The following is a 22,843-nucleotide window of genomic DNA, read 5'->3' as shown; positions in this document are numbered from 1 at the left end:
CCAGTACTACATCGTCCACGGCGAGAACTGGCTGTAGCGGGGCGACACAGGCGCCTTACCGCGCGGCCCCTCAGTCGAGGGTGAAGTAGTCCGGGCCCGCGTAGCGGCCGGTGGTCAGCTTCTGGCGCTGCATCAGCAGGTCGTTGAGGAGTGAGGACGCGCCCAGGCGGAACCAGTCCGGGGAGAGCCAGTCGTCGCCCGCCGTCTCGTTGACCAGGACCAGGTTCTTGATGGCGTCCTTGGTGGTACGGATGCCGCCGGCCGGTTTCACGCCCACCTGGCGGCCGGTCCGGTCGCGGAAGTCGCGTACGGCCTCCAGCATGATCAAAGTCACCGGCAGTGTCGCCGCCGGAGCCACCTTGCCGGTGGAGGTCTTGATGAAGTCGGCCCCGGCCAGCATCGCCAGCCAGGACGCCCGTCGTACGTTGTCGTAGGTCGCGAGCTCGCCCGTCTCCAGGATCACCTTCAGGTGGGCGTCGCCGCAGGCGGCCTTGACGGCGACGATCTGCTCGAAGACCTTCGTGTAGTCGCCGGACAGGAACGCGCCACGGTCGATCACCATGTCGATCTCGTCGGCGCCGGCGGCGACGGCGAGCGCGGTGTCGGTCACCTTGACCTCCAGCGAGGTGCGGCCGCTGGGGAACGCGGTCGCCACCGAGGCCACCTTCACCCCGGAGCCGGCCAGCGTCTCGACGGCGACGGACACCAGGTCGGGGTAGACGCAGACGGCCGCCACCCGGGGTGCGCCCTCGCCGGGGTGCATCGCCTTGGTGCACAGCGCTCTGACCTTGCCGGGGGTGTCGGCGCCTTCGAGCGTGGTGAGGTCGACCATGGAGATGGCCAGGTCGATGGCCTGGGCCTTGGCCGTCGTCTTGATGGACCGGGTGCCGAGCATCGCCGCCCGCTGGTCCGCGCCGACCCGGTCGACACCGGGCAGGCCGTGCAGGAATGCGCGCAGGGTGGCGCCTGACGCGGCGACGTCCGCGAGCGAAGTAGTCAGAGTGGGCACCACCACAGCATCGCCGACCCGGGTCTCCACGTCCAAACCGGAGCGCCAAGAAATGGCATCCGGGCAGGTCAGAGCGGTTGATCGTCTAGGGCGTCGGGTAGGTGACCGCTCGAGATCACCCGCTCGCCCAAGGGGAGGGACGACAGCGTCATGGCCAAGGCCTACCTGCTGAGCAACGGCCGCTACGTGCGGTACGACACCGACGCCGATCGGGTGGACGCCGATTACCCGAAGGCGCTCTCGGCGGGCTGGACCAACCTGCCGGAGGCGTTCACGAGCGACCTGGACGCGGCTCTGGACCTGGCGGGCGGGAAGGTCTACCTGTTCAAGGGCGCGGAGTACGTCCGGGTGGATCAGCAGAGCAACACGGTCGACCCCGGATACCCGGTGCTGATCGCCGACTTCTGGCCCGGCCTGGCGGAGGCCGGCTTCGGCGCCCACCTGGACGCGGCCGTCACCTGGAACAACGGCAAGGCGTACTTCTTCCGAGGCGACCACTACCTCGGCTACGACCTCAACGCCGACCACGCCGACCCCCACCCCAAACTCATCGCCGGCAACTGGCCGGGCGTCGCCGAGGCGGGCTTCGGCGACGGCATCAACGCCGCCGTGACCTGGAACAACGGCAAGGCGTACTTCTTCCGAGGCGACCACTACCTCGGCTACGACCTCAACGCCGACCACGCCGACCCCGAGCCCAAGCCCATCGCCGGCAACTGGCCGGGCGTGGCCGAGGCCGGTTTCGGCGGGCAGGTCGACGCCGCTTGGCTCAAGCTCGCGCAACGTACGGGCCCAGCGGCCTCCGGCGACGAACACGGCGGCTGGGCGAGGGCGCACGACGTGCTGCACGTGGGCGGCACGCTCGCCTGGCGCAACAACAACCCGGGCAACCTCCTGCCCGGCCGGATGCCGTACCGGAACGCGCTCGCCGTCGACAGGCGAGGGCTGGCGATCTTCGCCAGCCACGAGGACGGCTGGACGGCGCTGCGCGGGGTCCTCCGGTCCTCGGTCTACAACCCGTTGAGCATGGGCGACGCGCTCATGAAGTACGCGCCCTCCGGTCACGGCAACAACGATCCCGTCCTGTACGCCAAGCGCGTCCGCCAGCTCACCGGCCTCGACCCGGCGCGGCGGGTGGCCGATCTCGACGACGCCGAGCTGGAGAGTTTCATGCTGGCGATCAAGACGGTCGAGGGGTTCGAGGAGGGCCGGACCTTCCAGCGCACCGACCCCTCCCTGCCGCCCGAGTTCGCCGCGCTGTTCCCGTGAGTTCTGGGCACATCATTACCGTTTGCCACAATTAGTGCACAGATTGTTGCGGTAGGTAATCGGCGGGAGTCGCGCCCGCGACCGAGCCGCGTAGGAGACACCGATGATGTATGCGACGCCTCAGATGGCGCCAGGACAGCAGTACGGCCAGCAGCCCCAGCAGCAGCAGTACGGTCAGCAGGGCGTGTCGCCGATGGGGGTGGGAGCCGGCGTGGCGGGGGGCTTCGCCGGCCGTGAGATCGGCAGGGCGATCGGCGGCGAGGACGGCGCCACGATCGGCAGCATCATCGGCGCGCTCATCGGCGCCGTCTTTCCGATGCAAGCCCAGCAGGGCCCGCAACCGCACATGCCGCAGGGCATCCCAGGGCTGGGCCTCCCGGGACTGAACATTCCCGGGCTGAACATCCCCGGACAGGGCATGCCGGGACAGGGCAACATTCCCGGCCCGCTCCCTATCGACCCTGAGATGCTTCGCAAGCTGCAGGAGATCATGGGGCAGATGATGGGCGGGTCGCAGCAGGGTCAGCAGGGCGTATCTCCGTCGTCCTTCGGCAGCCTTTTCGGCATGCCTAATTTCCCGATGCCCATGCCCATGCCCATGCCAATGCCGATGCCGATGCCGATGCCGATGCCCGCGCCTTCCCCCTTCCCGAAGCAACTGCTCGACGCGCTTCTGCCCTTCCAAGCCGGGCAGGGTGGTGGGCAGTTCCAGCCGCTGGAGCACACGTCCAACCCGGCGAGCTTCTGGAGCAAGGTGGCCCAGTACGGCATGCAGTACGGCCTTCCGATCGTCAAGCAGATCCTGCTCAGCATCCCGGACCAGCCAGGCCAGCAGCAGGGCATGCAGCCCCCGATGCAGCAGCCCATGCAGGGCATGCAGGGAATGCCGCAACCGATGCAGGGCATGCAAGGCATGCAGCAGGGCCAGGCGCCCGCCGGGGTCGGGTAAGGGCGGCGACATGGGACCGACGGTCGGGCTGGGACAGTGGCCGGACATGAGCGCGCCGGCCATGGGCTCCCCCCAGGCGAACCAAGCGCAGGCCCAAGCCCAGGCCCAAGCCCAGGCGCAGGCGCAGTGCGCGACGGCGCTGCAGCAGCTCTACGGCTGGCTGCAGGCCGCCGTCCCGCAGGCGCCCCAGTTCGCCGCCGCCGTGCCGGCGACCATCGAGGCCGTACGGCTGTACCGCAGCGGGCAGTACGACCAGTGCCTCGCCCAGATCCAGCTGGTCACCGGCTTCATCGGCAGAGGCGGCCAGCAGGCCACGCCACCGCAGTGACCGGGCCGTCGCACGATCCCGGATCGGCCGCCGGCCGGTCCGGGCCCGTGCCGTACATGATCGGTTGCCCGGACGCGGCGCTGCTCGCGGAGCTCATCGAGATGCTTCGCGATGATCCCGAGGTGAAGATCCGGCGGATCGTCGGCGCGCCGGACCGGCCGAGCCTGCTCGCGGTGGAGATGTCCCCGGCGCACGCCGGGGCGCTGCGGGCGAGGTACGGGACACGGCTGACGATCGAGCCGGACTCCCCTGTCGAGTTGTTCTGACATATCAGCATGAGCTCTCAGGAGAGACGCCATGAGCGGTAACGGCACTTCCAAGAATCCGGGCAGGCAGCCGCGGCCCCGCCCGACCGGCCGAGGCAAGGCCGGGCAAGAACCGGCGCAGGAGCCGGTGCGGCCGAGGCTGCGGCGCTATATGGCGGCGGTGCTGCCTCAGCCCTACCTGGAGGCGAAGGGCCTGTCCACCCCGTCCCTCGACCCCGCGGCCCTGCACGACCTGCTGGACCGTGACCCGCAGGTGGAGGTGCGCAGACGGGTCGAGGCGCCGGTCCGGATGTCCGCCCTCGCGGCGGGAAGCGTGACGCTGGGCGGGCTGACGGTCGCCGACATGACGGGAGAGTACGCGGAGGCGCTCAGCCGGCAGCTGCCCCAGATCCACATCGAGCGTGACCGGCTGCTCACCTACACCGACGTGTCCCTCATGCCGCGCAGGGACACCCGCCGCCAGCTGATCCTGCCCGTCGGCGTCGAGTGCAGCTTCACGTTCCTGGTCGTGAACACCGACGGCATCCCCATGCCCAACGCCGCCATCCTGGTCAACGGCTATCTGTGGCCCGCCCAGGCGGTCACCGGCCCGGACGGTCGCGCCACGATCACGCTGACCGGCGAGACCGCCGATTCGATCGCCAGCGTGCAGGTGAAACCCGTCGGCGGTCACTGGGGCCGGATCCTCGACCGGCCGGCCTTGAGGGAGGACGGTGACAACCTCGTCGTCCTGAAGAAGCTGTCGGACACCCTGCCCGGCTTCCCCGACAAGCAGGCGTTCGGCTGGGGCCAGGAGGCCATGCAGTTGCACCGGCTGCCGCCGAACTTCCGCGGCGCGGGCGCCAAGGTGGCCATCGTCGACTCGGGGGTCGCCGTCGAGCACCCCGACCTGGTCGGCCAGGTGAACGCCGGACTCGATCTGAGCGAGCGCAAAGAGGCCGGCTGGACGGTCGACACCGTCCACCACGGCTCGCACTGCGCCGGGATCATCACCGGCGCGGACACCGGCCGGGGCGTCGTCGGTTTCGCCGTCGAGGCGGAGGTGCACGCCTGCAAGATCTTCCCCGGTGGCCGGCTCAGCGACCTCATCGAGGCCATCGACTACTGCATCGACAAGGAGATCGATGTCATCAACCTCAGCCTGGGCACCAAAGAGTTCTCCCCGCTCGTCGCCGCCAAGCTGGAAGAGGCCCGCGCCGCCGGCGTGGCGTGCATCGTCGCCGCCGGGAACGACAGCGGCCCCGTCAACTTCCCCGGCAACATGCCCACGGTCCTCGCGGTCGCGGCGATAGGCAAGACGGACGCGTTTCCGGCCGGCAGCACGCACGCCGACCAGATCCGGCCGCCGCAGGCCTTCGACGGATACTTCTCCCCCGCGTTCACCTGCATCGGGCCCGAGGTCGACGTGTGCGCGCCGGGCGTGGCGATCCTGTCGGCGATCCCGTCGACCGAGTACGCGGCCTGGGACGGCACGTCCATGGCCGCTCCGCACGTCTCCGGCCTGGCCGCGCTCATCGTGGCCCACCACGGCGACTTCCAGGGCGAGTACGCCGCCAGGGACGCCCGGCGGGTCGACCGGCTGTTCGACATCATCAGATCGAGCTGTACGCCGCTGCAGCTCGGCGACCCGAACAGGACCGGAGCCGGGCTGCCCGACGCGATCCGCGCCCTGGCACCGGCACTCACGGGAGTCCCGGCGCACTCACCGCTGGACCAGCTCACCCAGGAGATGCAGGCGGCCGGCCTGCTGGCCTCCTACCAGCAGCCGCAGAACGGCATGCCCATGACCGCGCTGACCCGGCTCCACGAGGAGATGGTCGCGGCGGGACTCATCAGCCACTACTGAGCCACTTTCGCCCTGAACATCGAGGAGAGGAAACCATGACCGCGAACGCGACGATCCAGCAGATCTGGTGCCTGCGCCAGGCCACCGGAACCGACATCGGCGTCATCCAAGCGCTTTCCGGCCTCGCTCCCGTGCTGGGCCAGCTCGCCGGGAGCTCGGTGGAGAGCCTCGTCAGGGGCATGCCCGGGGTCGCTGGGGCCATGGACAACGCCCGCTCGGATCCCGACAGCCTGTTCATCACGACGGACACCTCAGGGGACCTGAACAGCTCCATCTGGCCGCCCGGCAACACGACCGTGGACATGCAGGCAGGGCAGTCCAAGGCGCCCGGGATCGTGATCCCCGTCTCCTTCTCGGAGAACATCTCACTGTGGGATTTCGACTCGGTCTCCGACAACGACCTGCTGGGATCGATAACGATCTTCGAATCGGAGCAGGGCGCCGGAGAGATCGCGAAACTCGCCAAGTCTGAGGTCGAAAGCTCGTACTACTACGTCACCTACCGAGTGGACTAGGTGCCTTAGGGCCCTGTGCGGGCGTGGAGATAGGGCATCCACCCGATGTGGCGGGGTGGGCCTTAGCCCGATTCTTGAAGATGTCAGGAAGTGAGCTCCACAAGCACAGGAGAACGGCATGAACGCCGAAATCGAGTTCCAGCTCATGAAGAGTCAGGCCCGCGAGCTTCACCAGGCGGCCGCCAGGCACCGGCGCGTACGCGAGGCGCAGCAGGCGAACAAGTCCGAGCGCCGCTCGGTCTTCGGCAAGCGCCACTCGTCATGACCATCCCACGAGAGCCCGGCCGCAACCTCCCTCGCGGCCGGGCCTCTCTGCCTCCTTAGCAGCCTCTCCGCCCCCTTAATCCCGTCGAAAGATACGGATAAGTCGTGACATGCTGAGCGACATGCTGGGACGTTCGGTGAGCCCCGTCTTCGTCGGGCGGAGCGATGAGCTCACCGCGCTCGGTGAGGCGTTCGAGGAAGCCTGCCGTGGCAACGCCACGGCAGTGCTGCTCGGTGGCGAGGCGGGCGTCGGCAAGACCCGGCTCGTCCACCGCTTCGCCGAGCAGATCGGCGGCGCCCGCGTGCCACCCGGGCAGGCGGGCGACACTCGCGTGCCGTACGGGCAGGCGGGCGACACTCGCGTGCCGTACGGGCAAGCGGGCGACGCTCGCGTGCTGTACGGCGGCTGCGTCGAGCTCTCCTCCGAGGGCCTGGCCTACGCGCCGTTCACCGCCGCGCTCAGGCAGCTCGTCAGGGAGCAGGGCGCCGGCCAGATCGCCGCGCTGCTCCCCGACGGCGCCGCGCGGGACCTGGCCCGCCTGCTGCCCGAGTTCGGTGAGGCCGGCGGCGACGGTGAGACCGACACCAGCCGCGCCCGGCTCTTCGAGCAGTTCCTCACCCTCCTCGAACGGCTGGCCGACAGCACCCCCACGGTACTGATCATCGAGGACGTGCACTGGGCCGACCGGTCCAGCCGGGACCTGATCGCCTTCCTCAGCCGCAACCTGCGCATCCCGCAGGTGCTCATGGTCATGACCTACCGCTCCGACGACCTGCACAGGCAGCACCCACTGCGCCCGGTGCTGGCCGAGCTGGGCAGGGTCAACGGCGTGCTCAGGCTCGACCTGCCCCGGCTGTCGCGGGACGAGGTCGCCCAGCAGATGACCGGCATCCTCGGCAGCGCCCCGCAGTACGCCAAGGTGCAGAAGGTCTACGAGCGCAGCGAGGGCATCCCCCTGTTCGTGGAGGCGATGCTCGAAGGCGACGAGGACTGCACCTTCCCCGACTCCATGCAGGACCTGATCCTCGCCGCGGTCGAGCGCCTGCCGGAGGAGACCCAGCGGGTCCTGCGCATCGCCGCCGCGGGCGGCACCCGCGTCGGCCACGCGCTGCTCGCCGCCGTCAGCGGCCTGTCCGAGCTGGAGCTGGAGGCCGCGCTCCGGCCCGCCGTCGCGGGCAACGTGCTGCAGATCGCCGACGGCCGCGCCTACGTCTTCCGTCACTCGCTGATCCGCGAGGCCGTGCACGAGGAACTGCTGCCCGGCGAGCACCAGCGGCTGCACGCCCGCTATGCCGAGGAGATCTCCAAGGACCGCGCGCTCGTCCCGCCCGGACGCGCCGCCGTCGAGCTCGCCCACCACTGGTACGGCGCCCGCAACGACCACGAAGCCCTGATCGCCGCCTGGCAGGCCGCGGCCAAGTCCTTCAAGGCGTTCGCCTACACCGAGGCGGTACCACTGCTCGAACGGGTGCTCATGCTGTGGGACCGGGTGCCGGACGCGGCCGAGCGGATCGGCGTGGACCACATCGCGGTGCTGGAGAAGGCCTCGGTGGCCGCGCACGCCGGCGGCGAGGTCGACAGGGGGATGAAGTTCGTCAATGCCGCGCTGGCGGAGCTGGACGAGACCCGCGAGCCCAACCGGGTGGCCATGCTCATCGTCCGCCGGACGTACTTGAAGATTTCCAAGGGCCGGGTCGGCTTCGTCGAGGACCTGCGCCACGCCCTGCGGCTCGTCCCCGAGCCCGGTTCGGCCAGGGCCGAGGTGCTCATGCCGATGAGCCAGCACCTGATGCTCCGCGGCGAAGCGGAAGAGGGCGGCGCCTGCGTCGAGGAGGGCATGCGCTGGGCCAGGGAGCTGGGTGATCGCTGCTTGGAGGCCGAGTTCCTGCTGAACCTGGGGCTCGGCCACTCGCTCACCGGCGACATCGAGGCGACGATCGACGTCAACATGCGGGCCCTGGAGATCGGCAGGCAGGAGAACGCCGGCCGGGTGATCACCCGGGCGATAGGCAACCTGATCGACGCGCTGCTCGACACCGGCCGCTCTGACGAGGCGTTGAAGCTGTCCGAGGAGGGCTGGCTGGCGGCCAAGAGGTACGGCAGGCTCCGCGCCAGCGGCCTGTTCATCCTCAACAACCGGGCCGAGGCGCTGGAGACGATCGGCCGCTGGGACGAGGCCATCGAGACCATCGAGCGCGCCCTGTCCTTCGAGCCGACGATCCGCACCCGCCACCACCTGCTGCGGGTGCGGGCCGACATCGCGCTCGCGCGCGGCGAGCTGGAGCTGGTGGAGGGCATCCTGGCGGAGATCGGCGTGCTCAAGGACCGCCCCGAGGACTTCGTCCAGGACATCACCAACAGCGCCCGGCTGCGCATCGGCTGGCACCTGCTCAGGGAAGAGTACGGTCTGGCGCTGGCGGTGGCCGAGCGGGTGCTCGCCCGTCCCTCCCAGTCCAGCAAGGCGATGCTCGGCTGGCGGCTGCTGACCCTGCTCCGCACGGTCTGCGACGCCGCCGGGGAGCTGGAGCCGGACCGGGTCCGCGCGGTGCGCGAGCAGGCGGCCGAGGTGGCGGTGCACCTGTCGACCGGTAGCCCGGTCGCCGAGGCCTACCGGCTGTCGTACTCGGCGGACTTCGACGCCTCGGCCGCCGCCTGGGAGCGGCTCGGCCGCCCGCACAACCAGGCCAGGGCTCTGATGCGGGCGGCCTCCGCCGCGGCGGAGGCGGGCGAACGCGACGACGCGGCGGCCCGGCTCAAGGTGGCGCTGCCGCTGGCGACCGCGCTGGGCGCGGCCCCGCTCATCGGCGACATCGAACGGCTGTCCCGCCGCGTCGGCGCGGACCAGCATCCGCGGGAGCCGTCCGCCCTGCTCACCCCGCGCGAGCTCGAAGTGCTCCGCCTGGTGGCGCTGGGGCGCACCAACAGGGACATCGCGGCGGAGCTGTTCATCTCCGCCAAGACCGTGAGCGTGCACGTCTCCAACATCCTGGCCAAGCTGGGCGTGGCGACCCGAGGCGAAGCCGCCGCCGTCGCGCACCGCCGCTCACTGCTGTCCCACTGACCGGCCGCGGGCGCCCCGGTGGCCGCCGCCGTCACGCTGCGGGGTGCCCGGCCGCGCACCGGCGGTCGCCGCCGTCACCCTGACCGGCTGCGGTGTCTCGGCCGCTCGTCGGGGATCGCTTCGGGGACGGGCCGGGACCTGATCTCGCCGAGCGTGGCGTGCCCGGCCCGGAGGTCGGTGATCAGTACGTACGCGACCAGGATCAGTCCGAGGCAGAGGGCGTCGGCGGCCCACCAGGGGATCTCGGCGAGCAGCAGATAGCCGTCCCGGTCGCTCAGCGACCGGAGCACCCAGGTGACCGCGGCCACCACCAGGGCGACCATCAGCCAGCTGCGCAGCCGTGGCAACTCAGCCCGGCGCCACAGCCGGATCCGCCAGTCCATGAACACGGCGAGCACCCCGAGCAGGGCGCAGAACCCGATCAGCCACCAGGGCAGGGCGAAGGCGGTCTGGTCGGCGATCTCCGCCTGGGTGGTGCGCAGCTCGGTCTCGGCCTGCCGCTGGGCCGCGACGGCGGCGTCGAGCTGCCGCTGCAGCTGGGCCACGGTCTTCTGCTCGCGGGCCGACTGCGCGGGGGTGTCCGTCGGCAGCATCCGCGCCACCACGGTGAGCATGATGGCGACGAACGACAGGGCCAGCACGATGGCCATGAACAGGTCGATGAAACGCAGGTCGAGCGGCGGGGCGAACGATCGGGCGGGCCGCTTCCTCACGGCTCCCTCACCAGCGTGTACTTCTGCGGACGGGTCTCGGCCGCGCTCAGCCGCTCCACCGCGATCCGCAGCGCGTCCAGCCCCTTGACCAGAGCCTCGGTCTCACCGCGGGAGCGGGCCATCCCCTTGGCCAGGGCCTCGGTCTCAGCCCGTGAGCGGGCCAGCTCCTGACTGAGCCCCTGGAGGGCGGGGCTCGCCTGCGCCGCGGGGCCCGCCTGCTTGCCCGGCAGCCGCGCGATGTAGCTCAGGAACACCTCGTCGGCGGCCACCACGCCGGCTCGCTCGGCCCGCTCGACCAGGGACATCTCGAAGAATGCGAGCACGCTCAGGAGCAGCGCGATCAACGTGACGCCGAACGCGGACGCCAGCTCGGGCAGCACGTGCTCCCTGAGCGCGGTCATCAGCACGCTGGGGTCTCCCTGACTGTCCAGGGCGTCGCCGAACGAGGTGACCATCGCGGCCATGGTGAGCGCGGTGCCGATGAACCCGAACACCGGCAGCGCCCAGATGAGCGCGTGGTCCAGGTGGTGCCTGTTGGCCATCTCGCTGTCGTCGAGCGCGGAACGGGCGCTCAGCACGGCCTCGGCGTCGCTGCCCGCCTCCGCGGACTCCTTGAACAGCTTGAGCCGCCGCGCCACCAGTGTGTCGCCACCCGGCTTCACCGCCTGGACGTTGGCCACGGCCCGCGCCGTCGCCTCGTTCTCCCGCCGGATGTCCGGCACCGCCCTGGCGATCCGGAGCACGGCGGTCAGGAACACCGCGATGATGATCGTGACCACGAACTCCGCCGCGGCCGGGGCCGTGGTCGCGCCCACGGCCTGCAGCACTGTCTCCACCACTCCGGCCACCAGCAGAAGCGCCGAGACCACCAGGGCCACCACGGGCGCGAACACCGAGTGGCGCCAGCCGATCCTTGACAATCCGTACTCCATCCCCGACGAACCAGAAGTCAGTGAATACCCAATCACACCTCTTGCTTACAATGAGTGACAAATTGTAACGAGTGGGTACAAAAATCAGATCAGGGCGTCGACCAGCAGGACGATGCCGAAGATCGCGAAGGCGGCGGCCGCGCCGTACCGGATCGCCTTTTCCGGCAGGTGCTTGCCGAGCATCCGACCCACCACGATGGCCAGCGCGTCGGCCGCCACCATGCCGACGGTGGAGCCGATCCAGGTGCCGAGCCAGCCGTGCTGCGTCGCCAGCGTGATCGTGGCCAGCATGGTCTTGTCGCCCAGCTCCGCCAGGAAGAACGCGACCGTCACAGCGATGATGGCGTTCCTGGTGGTGCGCTTGGCCTTCTCGGCCTCCTCGTCGGTCAGCTCGTCGCCGCGCAGCGTCCACGCCGCGAAGCCGAGGAAGGCGAGCCCGGCCACGACGGAGATGGCGGTGGTGGGGAGCGCGTCGCCGATCAACCCGCCCACGGCCACGCTGACCAGGTGGACGGCGGTGGTGGCGATGGTGATGCCGGCGATCACCGGCCACATTTTGAAGCGGGTGGCGAACGTCATCGCCATGAGCTGACTCTTGTCACCGAGCTCGGCCACGAAGATCACGGCCAGGCTGATCCAGAATGCTTCCAACGGTCCTCTTCCGCGCGACCGGACCGTGAGCGCGCACCGGGGGAGATCTTCGGGCGCGGCTTCGGCCCGGCAGCGTCTTCGTACACGGCTGCCAGGCCGAAGGTCTCGTCCGCCCGTGAAGGCCCGCGCGACCGGGCGCGCGAACGCGCCAGCATGTCGATCACGCGATTGGGACTACTCCCCTTCGGTGTTTCCAGACCACCCTAACAGCAGGCCGCCGACCCCTATTCCGCTCCCCTCACGACTCGTAACCCCTCACAGCGCGCAGCCCACCATCACCGGCTCGTTGACGAGCGTCACCCCGAACTTCTCGTGCACCCCGTCCCGCACCTGCCTGGCCAGGGCCAGCAGGTCGGCGGTGGTGCCCGAGCCGGGGTTGGTCAGGGCGAGGGTGTGCTTGGTGGAGATGCGGACCGGGCCGTGCTCGTAGCCCTTGGGGAAGCCGGCCTGCTCGATCAGCCAGGCGGCCGGCACCTTGATCGCCCCGTCGCCGACGCTCCAGCTCGGGTGCCCCGGCGCGCGGGCGGCCAGCGCCGCGGCCTCGGACGCGGACAGGATCGGGTTGGTGAAGAAGGACCCCACGCTGCGCGTGTCGGGGTCGGCCGGGTCGAGCACCATGCCCTTGCCGCGCCTCAGCTCCAGCACCGCCGCACGGGCTCGCGCCAGCGGCACCCGCTCGCCGACCTCGACACCGAGCCGTCCGGCCAGCTCCTGGTACGCCACCGGACCGGATATTTCCGAAATATCCAGCGCGTACGTCACGGCGAGCACCACATGCCGGGACAGATCCCGCTTGAAGGCGCTGTCGCGATAGGAGAACCCGCACTGCCGGGCCTCCAGATCCACCACCTGGCGCGTCTTGCGGTCGTAGGCCCGTACGCACCAGATGGTCTGCGCCACCTCCTGGCCGTAGGCGCCGACGTTCTGGATCGGGGTGGATCCCACCAGACCGGGGATGCCCGACATGCACTCGATGCCCGCCCACCCCTCGGCGACCGCGCGAGCCACCAGTGGGTCCCAGTCCTCGCCCGCCTCGACCGTGACCAGCACCTGCTCGCCGTCGCGGGAGACCGAGACGCCCAGGTTGGCCACCCGGATGACCAGGCCGTCGAAGCCCTCGTCCGCGACCACCACGTTGCTGCCGCCGCCGAGGATCAGCGTGGGCCGCGACTCCCGGTCCGCCGCCGCCACCAGGGAGACCAACTGCTCCGCCGAGTCGGCTTGGGCGAACTCGGCGGCGGGGCCGCCCAGGCCGAGCGTGGTGTAAGGCGCGAGCATCTCCATGGGCACCAGCTTAGGAGGTGTCACCGCATCGGCAGCACCCTGTCATGATTCCGCCCGGCCTATTCGGGGGCGGCGCCGTGGTCACGTGCTTCGGGGACAGCGCCGTACTCGCGTGATCCGGGGGCGGCGCCGTGGTCACGTGCTTCGGGGACGGCGCCGTGCTCGTGTGGACCGCGCACCGGCAGGCGCTCCTCGGGTACCACGAGTTCGCCGCGCAGGGCCAGGGAGAAGTCCAGGTCGGCGTCGCGGGCATCGCGGGCCTGCTCCGGGAAGGCGGCCAGGGCGGCCGACCTGCGGACCGCCATCAGGTCACCGCGGAGCGCGCGCACCCGGCCCGGCCCCGCCTGCCGCCACCCCTCGCCGGACTCGGCCGGCTCCAGCCCCTGCCGGCCGGCGGCCACCGCCCCCTCCTTGACCGCCGCGATCAGCGGGGTGAGCGCGTCGCCTTCGAGCACGAGGGAGGTGTCCATCAGGACGTGCACCTCGGCGGTGTCGAGGTGGAGCAGCTTGACCCGGGCGGCCCCCCACGTCGCGCCGCCACCCTTCCAGTCCGGCGTCTCGGCCACACGCCAGAGGCGGATCCGCTCCGGGTGGCGCTCGGCCAGCTCCGCCAGCACGTCCCCGGCGCCGTCGACGTTGCCCAGGTCGAGCGCCAGAATGGTGGCCCCGGTGCGCGCGACGAGCGACTCGACGCACGCCCGTACGTCCTGCGGCCGGCCGTCGACCACCAGGCCCACCGTGGCCGTCACGTCCTTGGTCGCCACGCGCTGCCGCTCGACGTTGACGCCCAGGGCGTCCATCCGGTTGGTGGCCAGCGCCCCGTCCCAGGCCCGCTGGGCGTGCAGCATGTCGTCACCGGGCACCCCGTGCTGACCAGGGTCACCGGAGAAGCCGAACTCAGCCGCCGGGTTCCCACGAGCGCCCCCGCCCTTGACCCCACCCGTACCGACCCCGGTCGCCGGCCCGACAGCACCACCCGCCGCGCCGCTCGCCGAACCACCCGCCGCGCCGTTCGCCGTATCGCCCGCCGCGCCGTTCGCCGTGTCGCCCGCCGAACCACCCCCCGTACTGCCCGCTGCGCCGCTCGCCGGGCTGCCCGTCGTGTCGCGGCCCGTGCCGGTGGTGCCGGCCACCTCGTCGAGCCGGGGCGGACGGAGGTGGCCGGGCGGGCGGTCGTCGGTCACGGCGGAAACTGGGATGGACGCCACGGTCGGCCAAATGGTGACATGCGGGGATTCATTCATGACCTCACGGGTACCCGAGAGCCGCCCGCCCTATCATCAGGCGAGCTGCACCACCGCGCGCGCCCTGGACAGCACCTCGGCGTCGCCCGCCCGAGCCGTCAGCTCCACCACCACCCGCCGGTCAGCGAGCTTCTCCTCCACGACGCCGCTGACCGTGATCGTGGCGCCCTGGTCGTCGTCGGGCACGACCACCATCGAGGAGAACCGCACCCCGTAGTCGACCACCGCGCCCGGATCCCCGGCCCAGTCGGTGACGAACCGGCCGGCCTGGGCCATCGTGAACATGCCGTGCGCGATGACGTCGGGCAGTCCGACCATCTTGGCGAACCGCTCGTTCCAGTGGATCTGGTTGAAGTCGCCGGACGCGCCCGCGTACATCACCAGGTTCAGCCTGCGCACGCTGTAGTCCACGGCGGGAATCACCTGGCCGACCTCGACCTCGTCGTACTTCACCGTCGCTGTCATCTCAGGCCGCCCCGCCCCGCTCGATGATCGTGTTGTACGTGGTGCAGACCGGCTCGCCGGCGACCGTGGTGACCTCGCTCCTGATCGTCAGCAGCTCGTTGCGGCCGGCGCTGCGGATCTCGGTGATGGTGGCGGTGCTGACGAGCTCGTCACCGGCGTAGACCGGACGCGCGTACTCGAAGCGCTGCTCGCCGTGGACCACCATGGCGAAGTTCAGGCCCAGGTCGGGGTCGGCCAGCGCGCCGCCGCCGCTCTGCAGGCTGAACACGATGGGGAAGGTCGGCGGTGCGACCACGTCCGGGTGCCCGGCGGCCCGCGCCGCCTCCCGGTCGCGGTAGATCGGATTGCTGTCGCCGATAGCGGCCGCGAACTCCTTGATCTTCACCCGACTGACCTCGTACGGGCTGCCTGAGGGGTAACTGCGTCCCACGAAGTCACGGTTCAAGGCCATCAGTGCTCCTCGCATGTCTCAACGAACGCGATGTGAGCCAGACGCTAACAGAACAAGATTCGGCTGTCGCCGGGATGGCCGTCTTTTTGCCGCCGCGAGATCGGGCGTATGCGGACACGACAAACCGGCGTCCTGTTCAACAGGACGCCGGTCTGTCAAAAGATGGCAGGGGTGCTGCCCGGCGAGACTAGCGGGTCTCGCGGTGCGCGCGGTGGCAGCGGCAGTTGGGGCAGTACTTCTTCAGCTCAAGCCGATCCGGGTCATTGCGCCGGTTCTTCCGCGTGATGTAGTTGCGGTGCTTGCACTCCTGGCAGGCCAGCGTGATCTTCGGCCTAACGTCGGTGGCAGCCACTTGGGAGTGCCTTTCTACGTTTGAGACTGGGACATGCCCATACCCAGGTCACAGGACCTGGGATTGGGCAGTAGCGGAGGCCGGACTTGAACCGGCGACACAACGATTATGAGCCGTTTGCTCTGCCTGACTGAGCTACTCCGCCTTGAGCCGAAAACGACCGGCCCCGTAGAGGATACCCGACCCGAGGAGCACCTTCGTAACTCGCCTGACCGGGCAGGGTGTTCCCAGTATGCCCCAGGAACCTCCGCCAACTGAAATCGTAAAAGCAAAAGCCTCACCTACCGGTGAGGCTCGACACCTCTGCGGCCCCCGAACGGAATCGAACCGCTGACCTTCTCCGCACCGTGGAGATCCAGCGTCCCCGCAACCCGGGGATCATCGCGACGGCTAGAACCAGCCTAGCAGCGCGTCACAACGCGTGCGAACAGGCGCACGGTGACCATGAGCGCGGTCGCCCCGCGAAACGGCGAACGCCCGGCTCCAAGGAATCTTGGACCGGGCGTTTTTCCTGTTCAGAATGGGAGCCCCCAAACGGAATCGAACCGTTGACCTTCTCCTTACCATGGAGACGCTCTGCCGACTGAGCTATAGGGGCCTGTCCGCGCTGCGGACAGGTGTAACCATACACGGCGCTCAGCGATGATGCGAACTCGTTCGCACCCTCGCCGGCTCCGTGGCGGCGGGCCTGGACGGGAACGCGATCACCTCGCAGAGTTCGGCCAGATCGACGTGCCTGGCGACCTCCTCCACCGAGGCGCAGTCGGCGACGAGCCGCCCGTGCCGGCGCACCCGCAGCACCTGCCGCCCGGCCCGTGTGGCGAGCACGATCTCGCACCCGTCGCTACCTACCCATCGCCTGTCCATACCGGCACACAGTAGCTTCCGGGTCTCTCATTTTTCATCAGGTCACATGCGTTACAGGTCATACCGGGTCGGTCTCAGTAGCGGTAGAACCCGAGGAAGCCCTTCACCCGGTCGATGTCGTCGACCCGCACCACGGCCCCGGTCTCCGGCGCGTTCATCATCCGGCCGCCTCCCAGATAGATGCCCACATGGCGGGTCTTCTTCCGATTTTTCCCGAAATAGACCAGGTCACCGGGCAGGGGGGAGCTTACCCGGCGCATCCTGCGCAGGTGGTCGTCGGTGTTGCCGGGCCCGAGCACGTCCGCGCCGTGCGCCAGCGCGTACACCCATCGCGTGAACCCCGAGCAGTCCAGCCCGCGCGTCCGCGCCGCCGGGCAGGGTTTGATCTTCCCGGCATAACCCAGGCAGGTGCCCTTGGACGGACCGGGCCGCTCGGCGTGGCCGCCGCCCCAGGAGTAGACGATCTCGCGCTCCTGGATCTCGTACGCGATCGCCACGATCTCCGGCAGCACGTATCGCACGAGCGGCGCGGAAGCCGTGGCGCCCAGTAAGACGAGCATGACGGCCACCGCCGCCCAGCGCCTTCCGGACACCCCCGGCCCCCTCACACGTATGGGCTCGTCGGTTTCATCCTGCCTTGCCGATCCAGCGGGTGCTTTCCAGATAAATCAAGAATTTCCCGTACGTCACCTGAATCCGCACTTCGGAGGCCGTGAAACGCCGCCGCGCCGGCACGTCGGCCACATGGCGTTTCCGCAGGTCAGCGCCGTATATGAATGTCACATTCGCGTTTGCCAAACCGGGTTTTCCCGGCTCAAGATGGTCCCGATCCTCAATCGAGCCCCCGACCTGGGGTTTCTTCGCCATGCCCGGAGGAGAACGACCATGATCCACGCCCGGGGACTGACCCGAGTCTTCACCATGAAAAAGGCGCGCGTCGAGGCGGTGCGCGGCATCGACCTCGATGTGGAGGCCGGACAACTCGTCGCCTTTCTCGGCCCGAACGGCGCCGGGAAATCCACCACGCTGCGCATGCTCACCACCCTGCTGCCGCCGACCTCCGGCACCGCCACCGTGGCGGGCCGGGACGTGGCCCGCGACCCGGCCGGCGTGCGCGCCAGGATCGGCTACGTCGGCCAGAAGAACAGCGCGGGCGAGAACCACCGCGTCCGCGACGAGCTCGTCACCCAGGGCCGCTGCTACGGCCTGAGCACCTCGGAGGCCCGCGATCGCGCCGCCGAGCTGCTCGCCCTGCTCGATCTGGAGCCGCTGGCCGACCGCAAGCCCGGCACCCTGTCCGGCGGCCAGCGCCGCCGCCTGGACATCGCGCTCGGCCTCATCCACCGCCCCGCCCTGCTCTTCCTCGACGAGCCGTCGACCGGGCTCGACCCCAGGAGCCGCGCCGACATCTGGGCGCACATCCTCCGCCTGCGGGAGACGTACGGCACCACGCTTTTCCTGACCACCCACTACCTGGAGGAGGCCGACAGCATGGCCGAGCGGGTGATCATCATCGACAACGGGACGATCATCGCCGACGGCACGGCCGGGCAGCTCAAGAACGACCTGGCCGGCGACCACATCACGATCACCACGCACACCGAGCGGGACGCCGCCGAGGCGGCCAGGATCGCCGGGGCCACGGCGGACGGGCTGACCGTGACCTCCCGCGTGGCCGGCGCGGCCTCGGCCCTGCCCGAGCTCCTGCGGACGCTGGAGGCGGCCGGCGTCAAGGTCGCCACGGCCGAGACCACCCGCCCCACCCTCGACGACGTGTTCCTCGCTCTGACCGGGAGAAGCCTCAGCGATGACGACCTTCCTGCATGACACCACGACCATCTTCCGCCGCGAGTTCGTCCCCGTCGTGCGCGAGCCGCTCGGGCTGGTCTTCGAGATGGGGCAGCCGCTGCTGTTCCTGTTCCTGTTCGGGTCGCTGCTGGACGGCGCGGTGGGCGCGTCCTGGCAATGGTTCGTGCCCGGCATCCTCGTCATGATGTGCCTGACCGGCCCGCTGTCCTCCGGCTACAACCTGCTGGTGGAGCTGATCGGCGGCTCGATGGAGCGCCTGATGGTCACCCCGGTCGACCGGACCGCGCTGCTCATCGGCCGGGCGCTCAAGGAGATGACGATCCTGTTCGCCCAGGCCGTCCTGATCATCGTCCTGGCGCTCCCGCTCGGCTTCGAGCTCCACCTGGCCGGGGCCGTGGCGGGGGTGGCCCTGCTGGTCGTGTTCGGGGTCGGCCTGGGCTCGCTCTCCTTCGTGCTGGCCATGCGGTCGGCGCCCAGCGGGGAGCTGTTCTACGTCGTGACGCAGGGGCTGCTGTTCCCGCTGCTGCTGCTGTCGGGGGTGCTGCTGCCGACGGACTCGGGCCCCGCCTGGCTGCGCGTGGTGGGTGACGTCAACCCGGTCACCTACATCGTCGAGGCCCAGCGCGCCCTGTTCGCCGGCGACCTCACCGACGTCTCGGTCCTGTACGGCGCGGCTATGTCGTTCGCGGTGGCCGCCTTGGGCCTATGGCTGGGCAACCGGGCGATGCGCCGGGGCGTCTGACGCGGCGCAGGGTCAGACGGTGCGGGCGCGGTCGATGTCCGGGCCTCGGTAGGCGTGTTCGGGGATGCGGGACAGGGTGGACTCGTGCACCTGGGGGCCGAGGCCGTACAGCTTCTGGAAGCTCATGATCAACGGTCGCCACGCGTCCGGGTCGATGTGGTCGTCCTTGCCCTCGGCGCGGATCTCGTCGTGCACCCAGACCCGCTGCACCCGTACTTCGAAGGCCAGCACCCCGCCGTCGCCCACCGGATGGGACGCCTCCACGACGGCCTCCATACTCACCGGGCACTCGGCCACCCTGGGCGGCCGTACCGTCTGGCTCGGCACCGGCGTCAGCCCCGCCCGCCCGAACTTGCCCGGCACGAACCGGTAGCCGCGCTCGTGCTTGCCCGGCGGCACGGGGTCGGACCCGGTGGTCAGGGCCAGCTTGTCGACGGCGGGGGCGAGGGCGTCGGAAGGCAGGTTGAGCACGCACTCGCGGGTCCTGAGCAGGTTCTGGGCGGTCTTGGACCGGCCGCCCAGCCCCAGCATGGCGCGCCAGCCGAGCCAGAAGGCCGACGACATGGGGGCCAGATTGGGCGTCCCGTTCTCGTTCATGGTGGAGATCAGGACGACCGGGGTGCCGAAATAGAGAATGGCCGGCTCGATACGGGTGTGCTTGTCAGTAAGTGTGGTCACGCTCCACTCTTTCGGCCCGTACCTGCCCATGCTGGCGGCATTCGGACACCGCGCGCTCCAACCTGGCCAACACCTCCCTTAACCGGTGTAACGTCACCAGTGAGCACAATGGAGGTCCGCTCATATGCAGCCACCGTTGGCCATCACCAGTGAACAGTTCGGTGACACGGCGATCGTCAGCCTCACCGGCGAACTCGACACCACCAAGTGCGCCCAAGTGGGCGAGGCCCTCTCCGCCCACCTGGCCGACGGCCGCCCCCATCTGATCATCGACACGACCGGCCTGACCTTCTGCGACTCGATGGGCCTGCGCACGATTCTGGAGTACGTGAACCGCGCCGCGAGGGCGGGCGGCTGGATGCGGCTGGCAGGTGTGCAGGGCGTCCTGAAGCGGCTTCTGGAGGTCACCGGCGTGGCCGGCGCCATCCCGATCGACCCCGACGTCCCGACGGCCATGCAGGCCCGCATCCGCGAAGCGGGGCACGGAAGCACCTCTGTGTGACCCCGCACACATTCGCATATACGTGGATTTGTACACAGAGCACCCGGATTCACGCCCGTAACGTCTGGCACGTCGGACAAACCGTCGGACGAAAGTCGAACGAAAAGGCAGTGGTCCTGATGAGCACTCTCAACCAGGTAGACAAGATCTCGTGGCGGCGGACGATGGGCCGGGTGGCCATCGGCGCGGCGACCGCGGCACTGGCCGTCACCGCCATGGGCGCGGTGCCCGCCTCGGCGAGCACCCCGTCCGCGGTCGAGTCCACCCACGCTGAGGTGTCGGCCAAGAAGTACTACTTCGCCGCCGGGCTTCTCGGCAGGAACGAGGTGCCGGAGCCGGGCAAGAAGGTCAACGACCGGGACGGCGTGGCGGTCGCGAAGTTCCGCATCCACGGCAACCGTTTCTACTACTTCGTCCAGTGGAAGAGGACCGGCAAGCCCACCGCCTTCCACATCCACAAGGGCCCGGCGGGCAAGAACGGCCCGGTCGTCATCGACCTGCTGTCCAACGGCAAGATCCACGGCAACACGAGCTTCGGCAGCGTCGTCGTCAAGGACAAGAACCTGCTGAAGGGGATCAAGAACAACCCGAAGAAGTGGTACGCCAACCTGCACACCGCGAAGTTCCCCGACGGCGCGGTCCGTGGCCAGCTGCACGGCGGCAAGCACTGGTAGTCGTCCCCCCGGCCCCGGCAGGTGATCCTGCCGGGGCTCGGCTCGTTTCCCCCGGGCGCCAGGCGTCCCGCATGCTCACCCAGGCGCCAGACGTCCCGCGTGCTCACCCGGGCGCCAGGCGTCCCGCATGCTCACCCGGGCGTCAGGCGTCCCGTGTGCGGAACACCGCGAACGCGAGGGCCAGCAGCACCACGGTGAAGGCGGCCAGCACCCCGAGCCCCGCCCACGGCGTCAGCCGCCCGGCGGCCTGAACGGTGGTGGTGACCTGGAGACCGGCCGAGATCGGCCAGTACGTCTGCAGCGCCTCCCCCGCCGGCTCGGGCATGAGCCGGGGCCCGATGATCGGGATGATGAAGTTGACCGCCACGAGCACGGTGACCGCGATCATCGTGCCGCGCAGCAGGCAGCCCAGCGCCACCCCCACCAAGCCCACCAGCGCCCAGATCAGCCCCATGCCGGCGACGGCCCGCAGCACGCCGGGCTGGCCCAGCGCCGCCGTGGGAGCGCCGGCGGCGCCGATGGCCGCCTGCCCGAGCAGGAACGAGGCGAAGCTCGCCACCTCACCCGCGACCAGGGCCAGGCCGGCGAACATGGCGACCTTGGCGGCCAGCAATCGCCCCCGCCGGGGCGTCACGGTCAGGCTCGTCCGGATCATCCCGGTGACGTACTCCGAGGTCACCACCAGCACGCCCAGCGTGCCGACCACGGTCTCGGCGAACAGGAAGCCGCCGTACATGCTGATGTAGGTGGCGTCGAAGACGCCGCCCGCCTGGTGCCCCTCGCCCGCGCGGTAGGCGGTGAGGGCGCCGAGCCCCACCATGAGCCCGACGGCGACCAGCAGGGTGGCGAGGTTCGACGGCACGGTGCGGAACTTGGTCCATTCGGCCCGGAAGGTGTTCATGCCGCCGCTCCCTGGAACTCGAGACTGTCGTGGGTCAGCCGCAGGTACGCCTCCTCAAGGGAGAGGCGTTGCGGGGTGAGCTCCGACAGCACCACCCCGGCCTCCAGCGCCACCCTGCCGATCTGCCTGGCGTCCAGCCCTGTGACGGCGAGCGCCCCGTCGGCGCCGGGCTCCACCTGCCCGCCCGCCTCGCCCAGGTGCCGGGCGAGCGTCTCCCGGTCGTCCGCGCGGACCAGCACGCCGGAGGTGTGCCGGACGAACTCCCGCATCCCCACGTCCGCGATCAGCCTGCCCCTGCCGATGACGACGAGATGGTCGGCAGTCAGCGCCATCTCGCTCATCAGATGGCTGGAGACCAGCACGGTGCGGCCGTCATCGGCCAGCCCGCGCATCAGCTCCCTGATCCACTTGATGCCCTCGGGGTCCAGGCCGTTGACGGGCTCGTCGAACAGCAGCACCTTCGGGTCGCCGAGCAGCGCCGCCGCGATGCCGAGCCGCTGGCTCATCCCCAGGGAGAAGGTGCCGGACCGCTGCCGCGCCACCGAGTCCAGCCCGACCAGGCGCAGCACCTCGTCCACCCGCTCGGTGCGTAGGGCGTTGCTGTGGGCGAGCCAGAGCAGGTGGTCGCGGGCCGTACGCGAGCCGTGCACCGCGCGGGCGTCCAGGAGCGCGCCCACCTCGCGCATCGGCCACGGCGCGGCCACGTACGGGCGGTCGTTGACCCGCACGCTCCCCGCGTCCGGCCGGTCCAGCCCCAGGATCATCCGCATGGTCGTCGATTTGCCCGCCCCGTTGGGCCCGAGGAAGCCGGTGACCCGGCCCGGCTCGACGGTGAACGTCAGCCCGTCCACGGCCGTCCTGCCGCCGTAACGTTTGGTCAGTCCCGCGATCTCGATGCCTGTCATGCCTCGATGATCACCGGCGAGCGACCTTCCCGATATCCACCGATCGGTTGATACGGACAGCCTTATTGCCCCGCATTTCCCACAAATGGGAATTCACTTCATGTGCCTGGATGAAACGGTTGAAGGACTGATACGTGGCGCGTTCCCTTTCTCCGGTGAAGCGTT

General features: G+C 70.0%; 27 protein-coding genes and 2 tRNA genes. 12 read left to right on the top strand and 17 right to left on the bottom strand.

Going from position 1 to position 22,843, the window contains the following annotated elements; translation table 11 throughout:
- Nucleotides 1-70 precede the first annotated feature (70 nt).
- Nucleotides 71-1,000 (bottom strand): deoxyribose-phosphate aldolase, encoded by a 930-nt coding sequence (deoC, locus tag OHA68_RS17500; protein WP_407674502.1) that lies wholly within the window; start codon nucleotides 998-1,000, stop codon nucleotides 71-73.
- A 159-nt stretch (nucleotides 1,001-1,159) separates the two neighbouring features.
- Here deoC and OHA68_RS17495 point away from each other — a divergent pair, with 159 nt between their 5' ends.
- From OHA68_RS17495 to OHA68_RS17460, 8 genes are all read left to right on the top strand, one after another.
- Entirely contained in the window at nucleotides 1,160-2,278 is a 1,119-nt protein-coding gene (locus tag OHA68_RS17495; RefSeq protein ID WP_327108593.1) for a hemopexin repeat-containing protein, read from the top strand.
- Nucleotides 2,279-2,381: 103 nt separating this feature from the next.
- Nucleotides 2,382-3,227, top strand: coding sequence for a hypothetical protein (locus OHA68_RS17490; RefSeq protein ID WP_327108592.1), 846 nt, complete (start codon nucleotides 2,382-2,384; stop codon nucleotides 3,225-3,227).
- 10 nt (nucleotides 3,228-3,237) lie between these two features.
- Nucleotides 3,238-3,555, top strand: a complete 318-nt coding sequence (locus OHA68_RS17485) for a hypothetical protein (protein WP_189144357.1) — start codon at nucleotides 3,238-3,240, stop codon at nucleotides 3,553-3,555.
- The gene (locus OHA68_RS17480; RefSeq protein WP_189144358.1) at nucleotides 3,552-3,821 is read left to right on the top strand and encodes a hypothetical protein; all 270 of its coding nucleotides are present in this window, start codon (nucleotides 3,552-3,554) and stop codon (nucleotides 3,819-3,821) included. The genes OHA68_RS17485 and OHA68_RS17480 overlap by 4 nt, the downstream gene beginning before the upstream one ends.
- Before the next feature lie 31 nt (nucleotides 3,822-3,852).
- Nucleotides 3,853-5,667, top strand: a complete 1,815-nt coding sequence (locus OHA68_RS17475; RefSeq protein WP_327108591.1) for a S8 family serine peptidase — start codon at nucleotides 3,853-3,855, stop codon at nucleotides 5,665-5,667.
- Between the two features lie 35 nt (nucleotides 5,668-5,702).
- A complete protein-coding gene (locus OHA68_RS17470) occupies nucleotides 5,703-6,182 on the top strand; it encodes a hypothetical protein (protein ID WP_327108590.1) in 480 nt (159 codons plus the stop codon).
- Nucleotides 6,183-6,300: 118 nt separating this feature from the next.
- A complete protein-coding gene (locus OHA68_RS17465) occupies nucleotides 6,301-6,447 on the top strand; it encodes a hypothetical protein (RefSeq protein ID WP_189144361.1) in 147 nt (48 codons plus the stop codon).
- A 121-nt stretch (nucleotides 6,448-6,568) separates the two neighbouring features.
- Nucleotides 6,569-9,508, top strand: coding sequence for an ATP-binding protein (locus OHA68_RS17460; protein ID WP_327108589.1), 2,940 nt, complete (start codon nucleotides 6,569-6,571; stop codon nucleotides 9,506-9,508).
- Nucleotides 9,509-9,582: 74 nt separating this feature from the next.
- Here OHA68_RS17460 and OHA68_RS17455 read toward each other — a convergent pair whose 3' ends face one another.
- The 13 genes from OHA68_RS17455 to OHA68_RS17395 all read right to left on the bottom strand — a co-directional run bounded on the left by OHA68_RS17455 (nucleotide 9,583) and on the right by OHA68_RS17395 (nucleotide 17,334).
- Nucleotides 9,583-10,221: a hypothetical protein gene (locus tag OHA68_RS17455; RefSeq protein WP_189144363.1), complete on the bottom strand. Its 639-nt coding sequence runs from the start codon at nucleotides 10,219-10,221 to the stop codon at nucleotides 9,583-9,585.
- Entirely contained in the window at nucleotides 10,218-11,141 is a 924-nt protein-coding gene (locus tag OHA68_RS17450) for a hypothetical protein (protein ID WP_327108588.1), read from the bottom strand. The genes OHA68_RS17455 and OHA68_RS17450 overlap by 4 nt, the downstream gene beginning before the upstream one ends.
- Nucleotides 11,142-11,237: 96 nt before the next feature.
- Nucleotides 11,238-11,804 (bottom strand): TMEM165/GDT1 family protein, encoded by a 567-nt coding sequence (locus OHA68_RS17445; RefSeq protein ID WP_327108587.1) that lies wholly within the window; start codon nucleotides 11,802-11,804, stop codon nucleotides 11,238-11,240.
- 255 nt (nucleotides 11,805-12,059) lie between these two features.
- Complete coding sequence (locus OHA68_RS17440; protein ID WP_327108586.1) at nucleotides 12,060-13,088, bottom strand: UDP-N-acetylmuramate dehydrogenase; 1,029 nt, start codon at nucleotides 13,086-13,088, stop codon at nucleotides 12,060-12,062.
- A 59-nt stretch (nucleotides 13,089-13,147) separates the two neighbouring features.
- A complete protein-coding gene (locus tag OHA68_RS17435) occupies nucleotides 13,148-14,272 on the bottom strand; it encodes a hypothetical protein (protein ID WP_327108585.1) in 1,125 nt (374 codons plus the stop codon).
- Nucleotides 14,273-14,368: 96 nt separating this feature from the next.
- On the bottom strand, nucleotides 14,369-14,797 hold the full coding sequence (locus tag OHA68_RS17430; protein WP_327108584.1) for a MaoC family dehydratase: 429 nt from the start codon (nucleotides 14,795-14,797) through the stop codon (nucleotides 14,369-14,371).
- Nucleotide 14,798: 1 nt separating this feature from the next.
- Entirely contained in the window at nucleotides 14,799-15,248 is a 450-nt protein-coding gene (locus OHA68_RS17425; RefSeq protein ID WP_327108583.1) for a MaoC family dehydratase N-terminal domain-containing protein, read from the bottom strand.
- Between the two features lie 187 nt (nucleotides 15,249-15,435).
- A complete protein-coding gene (gene rpmG / locus OHA68_RS17420; protein WP_019632658.1) occupies nucleotides 15,436-15,600 on the bottom strand; it encodes a 50S ribosomal protein L33 in 165 nt (54 codons plus the stop codon).
- A gap of 71 nt (nucleotides 15,601-15,671) precedes the next feature.
- Nucleotides 15,672-15,745, bottom strand: a tRNA-Met gene (locus tag OHA68_RS17415).
- A 380-nt stretch (nucleotides 15,746-16,125) separates the two neighbouring features.
- Nucleotides 16,126-16,198 (bottom strand) — tRNA-Thr (locus tag OHA68_RS17410).
- Between the two features lie 38 nt (nucleotides 16,199-16,236).
- Nucleotides 16,237-16,467: a transposase gene (locus tag OHA68_RS17405; RefSeq protein WP_327108582.1), complete on the bottom strand. Its 231-nt coding sequence runs from the start codon at nucleotides 16,465-16,467 to the stop codon at nucleotides 16,237-16,239.
- A gap of 74 nt (nucleotides 16,468-16,541) precedes the next feature.
- A complete protein-coding gene (locus OHA68_RS17400) occupies nucleotides 16,542-17,060 on the bottom strand; it encodes a C40 family peptidase (RefSeq protein WP_327108581.1) in 519 nt (172 codons plus the stop codon).
- Between the two features lie 34 nt (nucleotides 17,061-17,094).
- Complete coding sequence (locus tag OHA68_RS17395) at nucleotides 17,095-17,334, bottom strand: hypothetical protein (protein WP_327108580.1); 240 nt, start codon at nucleotides 17,332-17,334, stop codon at nucleotides 17,095-17,097.
- A gap of 18 nt (nucleotides 17,335-17,352) precedes the next feature.
- Here OHA68_RS17395 and OHA68_RS17390 point away from each other — a divergent pair, with 18 nt between their 5' ends.
- Nucleotides 17,353-18,294: an ATP-binding cassette domain-containing protein gene (locus tag OHA68_RS17390; RefSeq protein ID WP_327108579.1), complete on the top strand. Its 942-nt coding sequence runs from the start codon at nucleotides 17,353-17,355 to the stop codon at nucleotides 18,292-18,294.
- On the top strand, nucleotides 18,275-19,018 hold the full coding sequence (locus OHA68_RS17385) for an ABC transporter permease (protein ID WP_189144376.1): 744 nt from the start codon (nucleotides 18,275-18,277) through the stop codon (nucleotides 19,016-19,018). Before OHA68_RS17390 ends, OHA68_RS17385 begins: the two co-directional genes overlap by 20 nt.
- A gap of 12 nt (nucleotides 19,019-19,030) precedes the next feature.
- Here the strand turns inward: OHA68_RS17385 and OHA68_RS17380 are convergent, their stop codons facing one another.
- A complete protein-coding gene (locus OHA68_RS17380) occupies nucleotides 19,031-19,696 on the bottom strand; it encodes a flavin reductase family protein (RefSeq protein WP_327108578.1) in 666 nt (221 codons plus the stop codon).
- 124 nt (nucleotides 19,697-19,820) lie between these two features.
- Here OHA68_RS17380 and OHA68_RS17375 point away from each other — a divergent pair, with 124 nt between their 5' ends.
- Together OHA68_RS17375 and OHA68_RS17370 are read left to right on the top strand one after the other, a co-directional pair.
- Nucleotides 19,821-20,198 (top strand): STAS domain-containing protein, encoded by a 378-nt coding sequence (locus OHA68_RS17375; RefSeq protein ID WP_327108577.1) that lies wholly within the window; start codon nucleotides 19,821-19,823, stop codon nucleotides 20,196-20,198.
- 119 nt (nucleotides 20,199-20,317) lie between these two features.
- Nucleotides 20,318-20,872, top strand: a complete 555-nt coding sequence (locus OHA68_RS17370; RefSeq protein ID WP_189144379.1) for a CHRD domain-containing protein — start codon at nucleotides 20,318-20,320, stop codon at nucleotides 20,870-20,872.
- Nucleotides 20,873-21,014: 142 nt separating this feature from the next.
- Here the strand turns inward: OHA68_RS17370 and OHA68_RS17365 are convergent, their stop codons facing one another.
- Together OHA68_RS17365 and OHA68_RS17360 are read right to left on the bottom strand one after the other, a co-directional pair.
- Nucleotides 21,015-21,773 carry an ABC transporter permease subunit gene (locus tag OHA68_RS17365; RefSeq protein WP_327108576.1) on the bottom strand — a complete coding sequence of 253 codons (759 nt, stop codon included), beginning with the start codon at nucleotides 21,771-21,773 and terminating at the stop codon, nucleotides 21,015-21,017.
- Entirely contained in the window at nucleotides 21,770-22,678 is a 909-nt protein-coding gene (locus OHA68_RS17360) for an ABC transporter ATP-binding protein (protein WP_327108575.1), read from the bottom strand. The genes OHA68_RS17365 and OHA68_RS17360 overlap by 4 nt, the downstream gene beginning before the upstream one ends.
- Nucleotides 22,679-22,843: the final 165 nt, after the last annotated feature.

The organism is Nonomuraea glycinis (assembly GCF_035920485.1).
In the GTDB taxonomy this organism is placed as follows: Bacteria; Actinomycetota; Actinomycetes; order Streptosporangiales; family Streptosporangiaceae; genus Nonomuraea; species Nonomuraea glycinis.
Note: the sequence above shows the minus strand (reverse complement) of the source record. Positions and strands in the feature narration are given on the sequence as shown.

Bases quoted from the DNA above. Each gene is read 5' to 3' on its own strand.
- OHA68_RS17430 (WP_327108584.1), bottom strand. From the start codon at position 14,797: ATGACAGCGACGGTGAAGTACGACGAGGTCGAGGTCGGCCAGGTGATT.
- OHA68_RS17365 (WP_327108576.1), bottom strand. From the start codon at position 21,773: ATGAACACCTTCCGGGCCGAATGGACCAAGTTCCGCACCGTGCCGTCG.
- OHA68_RS17460 (WP_327108589.1), top strand. From the start codon at position 6,569: ATGCTGGGACGTTCGGTGAGCCCCGTCTTCGTCGGGCGGAGCGATGAG.
- OHA68_RS17360 (WP_327108575.1), bottom strand. From the start codon at position 22,678: ATGACAGGCATCGAGATCGCGGGACTGACCAAACGTTACGGCGGCAGG.
- OHA68_RS17465 (WP_189144361.1), top strand. From the start codon at position 6,301: ATGAACGCCGAAATCGAGTTCCAGCTCATGAAGAGTCAGGCCCGCGAG.
- OHA68_RS17475 (WP_327108591.1), top strand. From the start codon at position 3,853: ATGAGCGGTAACGGCACTTCCAAGAATCCGGGCAGGCAGCCGCGGCCC.
- OHA68_RS17485 (WP_189144357.1), top strand. From the start codon at position 3,238: ATGGGACCGACGGTCGGGCTGGGACAGTGGCCGGACATGAGCGCGCCG.
- OHA68_RS17385 (WP_189144376.1), top strand. From the start codon at position 18,275: ATGACGACCTTCCTGCATGACACCACGACCATCTTCCGCCGCGAGTTC.
- OHA68_RS17405 (WP_327108582.1), bottom strand. From the start codon at position 16,467: ATGGACAGGCGATGGGTAGGTAGCGACGGGTGCGAGATCGTGCTCGCC.
- OHA68_RS17470 (WP_327108590.1), top strand. From the start codon at position 5,703: ATGACCGCGAACGCGACGATCCAGCAGATCTGGTGCCTGCGCCAGGCC.
- OHA68_RS17370 (WP_189144379.1), top strand. From the start codon at position 20,318: ATGAGCACTCTCAACCAGGTAGACAAGATCTCGTGGCGGCGGACGATG.
- OHA68_RS17390 (WP_327108579.1), top strand. From the start codon at position 17,353: ATGATCCACGCCCGGGGACTGACCCGAGTCTTCACCATGAAAAAGGCG.
- OHA68_RS17375 (WP_327108577.1), top strand. From the start codon at position 19,821: ATGCAGCCACCGTTGGCCATCACCAGTGAACAGTTCGGTGACACGGCG.
- OHA68_RS17490 (WP_327108592.1), top strand. From the start codon at position 2,382: ATGATGTATGCGACGCCTCAGATGGCGCCAGGACAGCAGTACGGCCAG.
- OHA68_RS17425 (WP_327108583.1), bottom strand. From the start codon at position 15,248: ATGGCCTTGAACCGTGACTTCGTGGGACGCAGTTACCCCTCAGGCAGC.
- OHA68_RS17440 (WP_327108586.1), bottom strand. From the start codon at position 13,088: ATGGAGATGCTCGCGCCTTACACCACGCTCGGCCTGGGCGGCCCCGCC.
- OHA68_RS17395 (WP_327108580.1), bottom strand. From the start codon at position 17,334: ATGGCGAAGAAACCCCAGGTCGGGGGCTCGATTGAGGATCGGGACCAT.
- OHA68_RS17495 (WP_327108593.1), top strand. From the start codon at position 1,160: ATGGCCAAGGCCTACCTGCTGAGCAACGGCCGCTACGTGCGGTACGAC.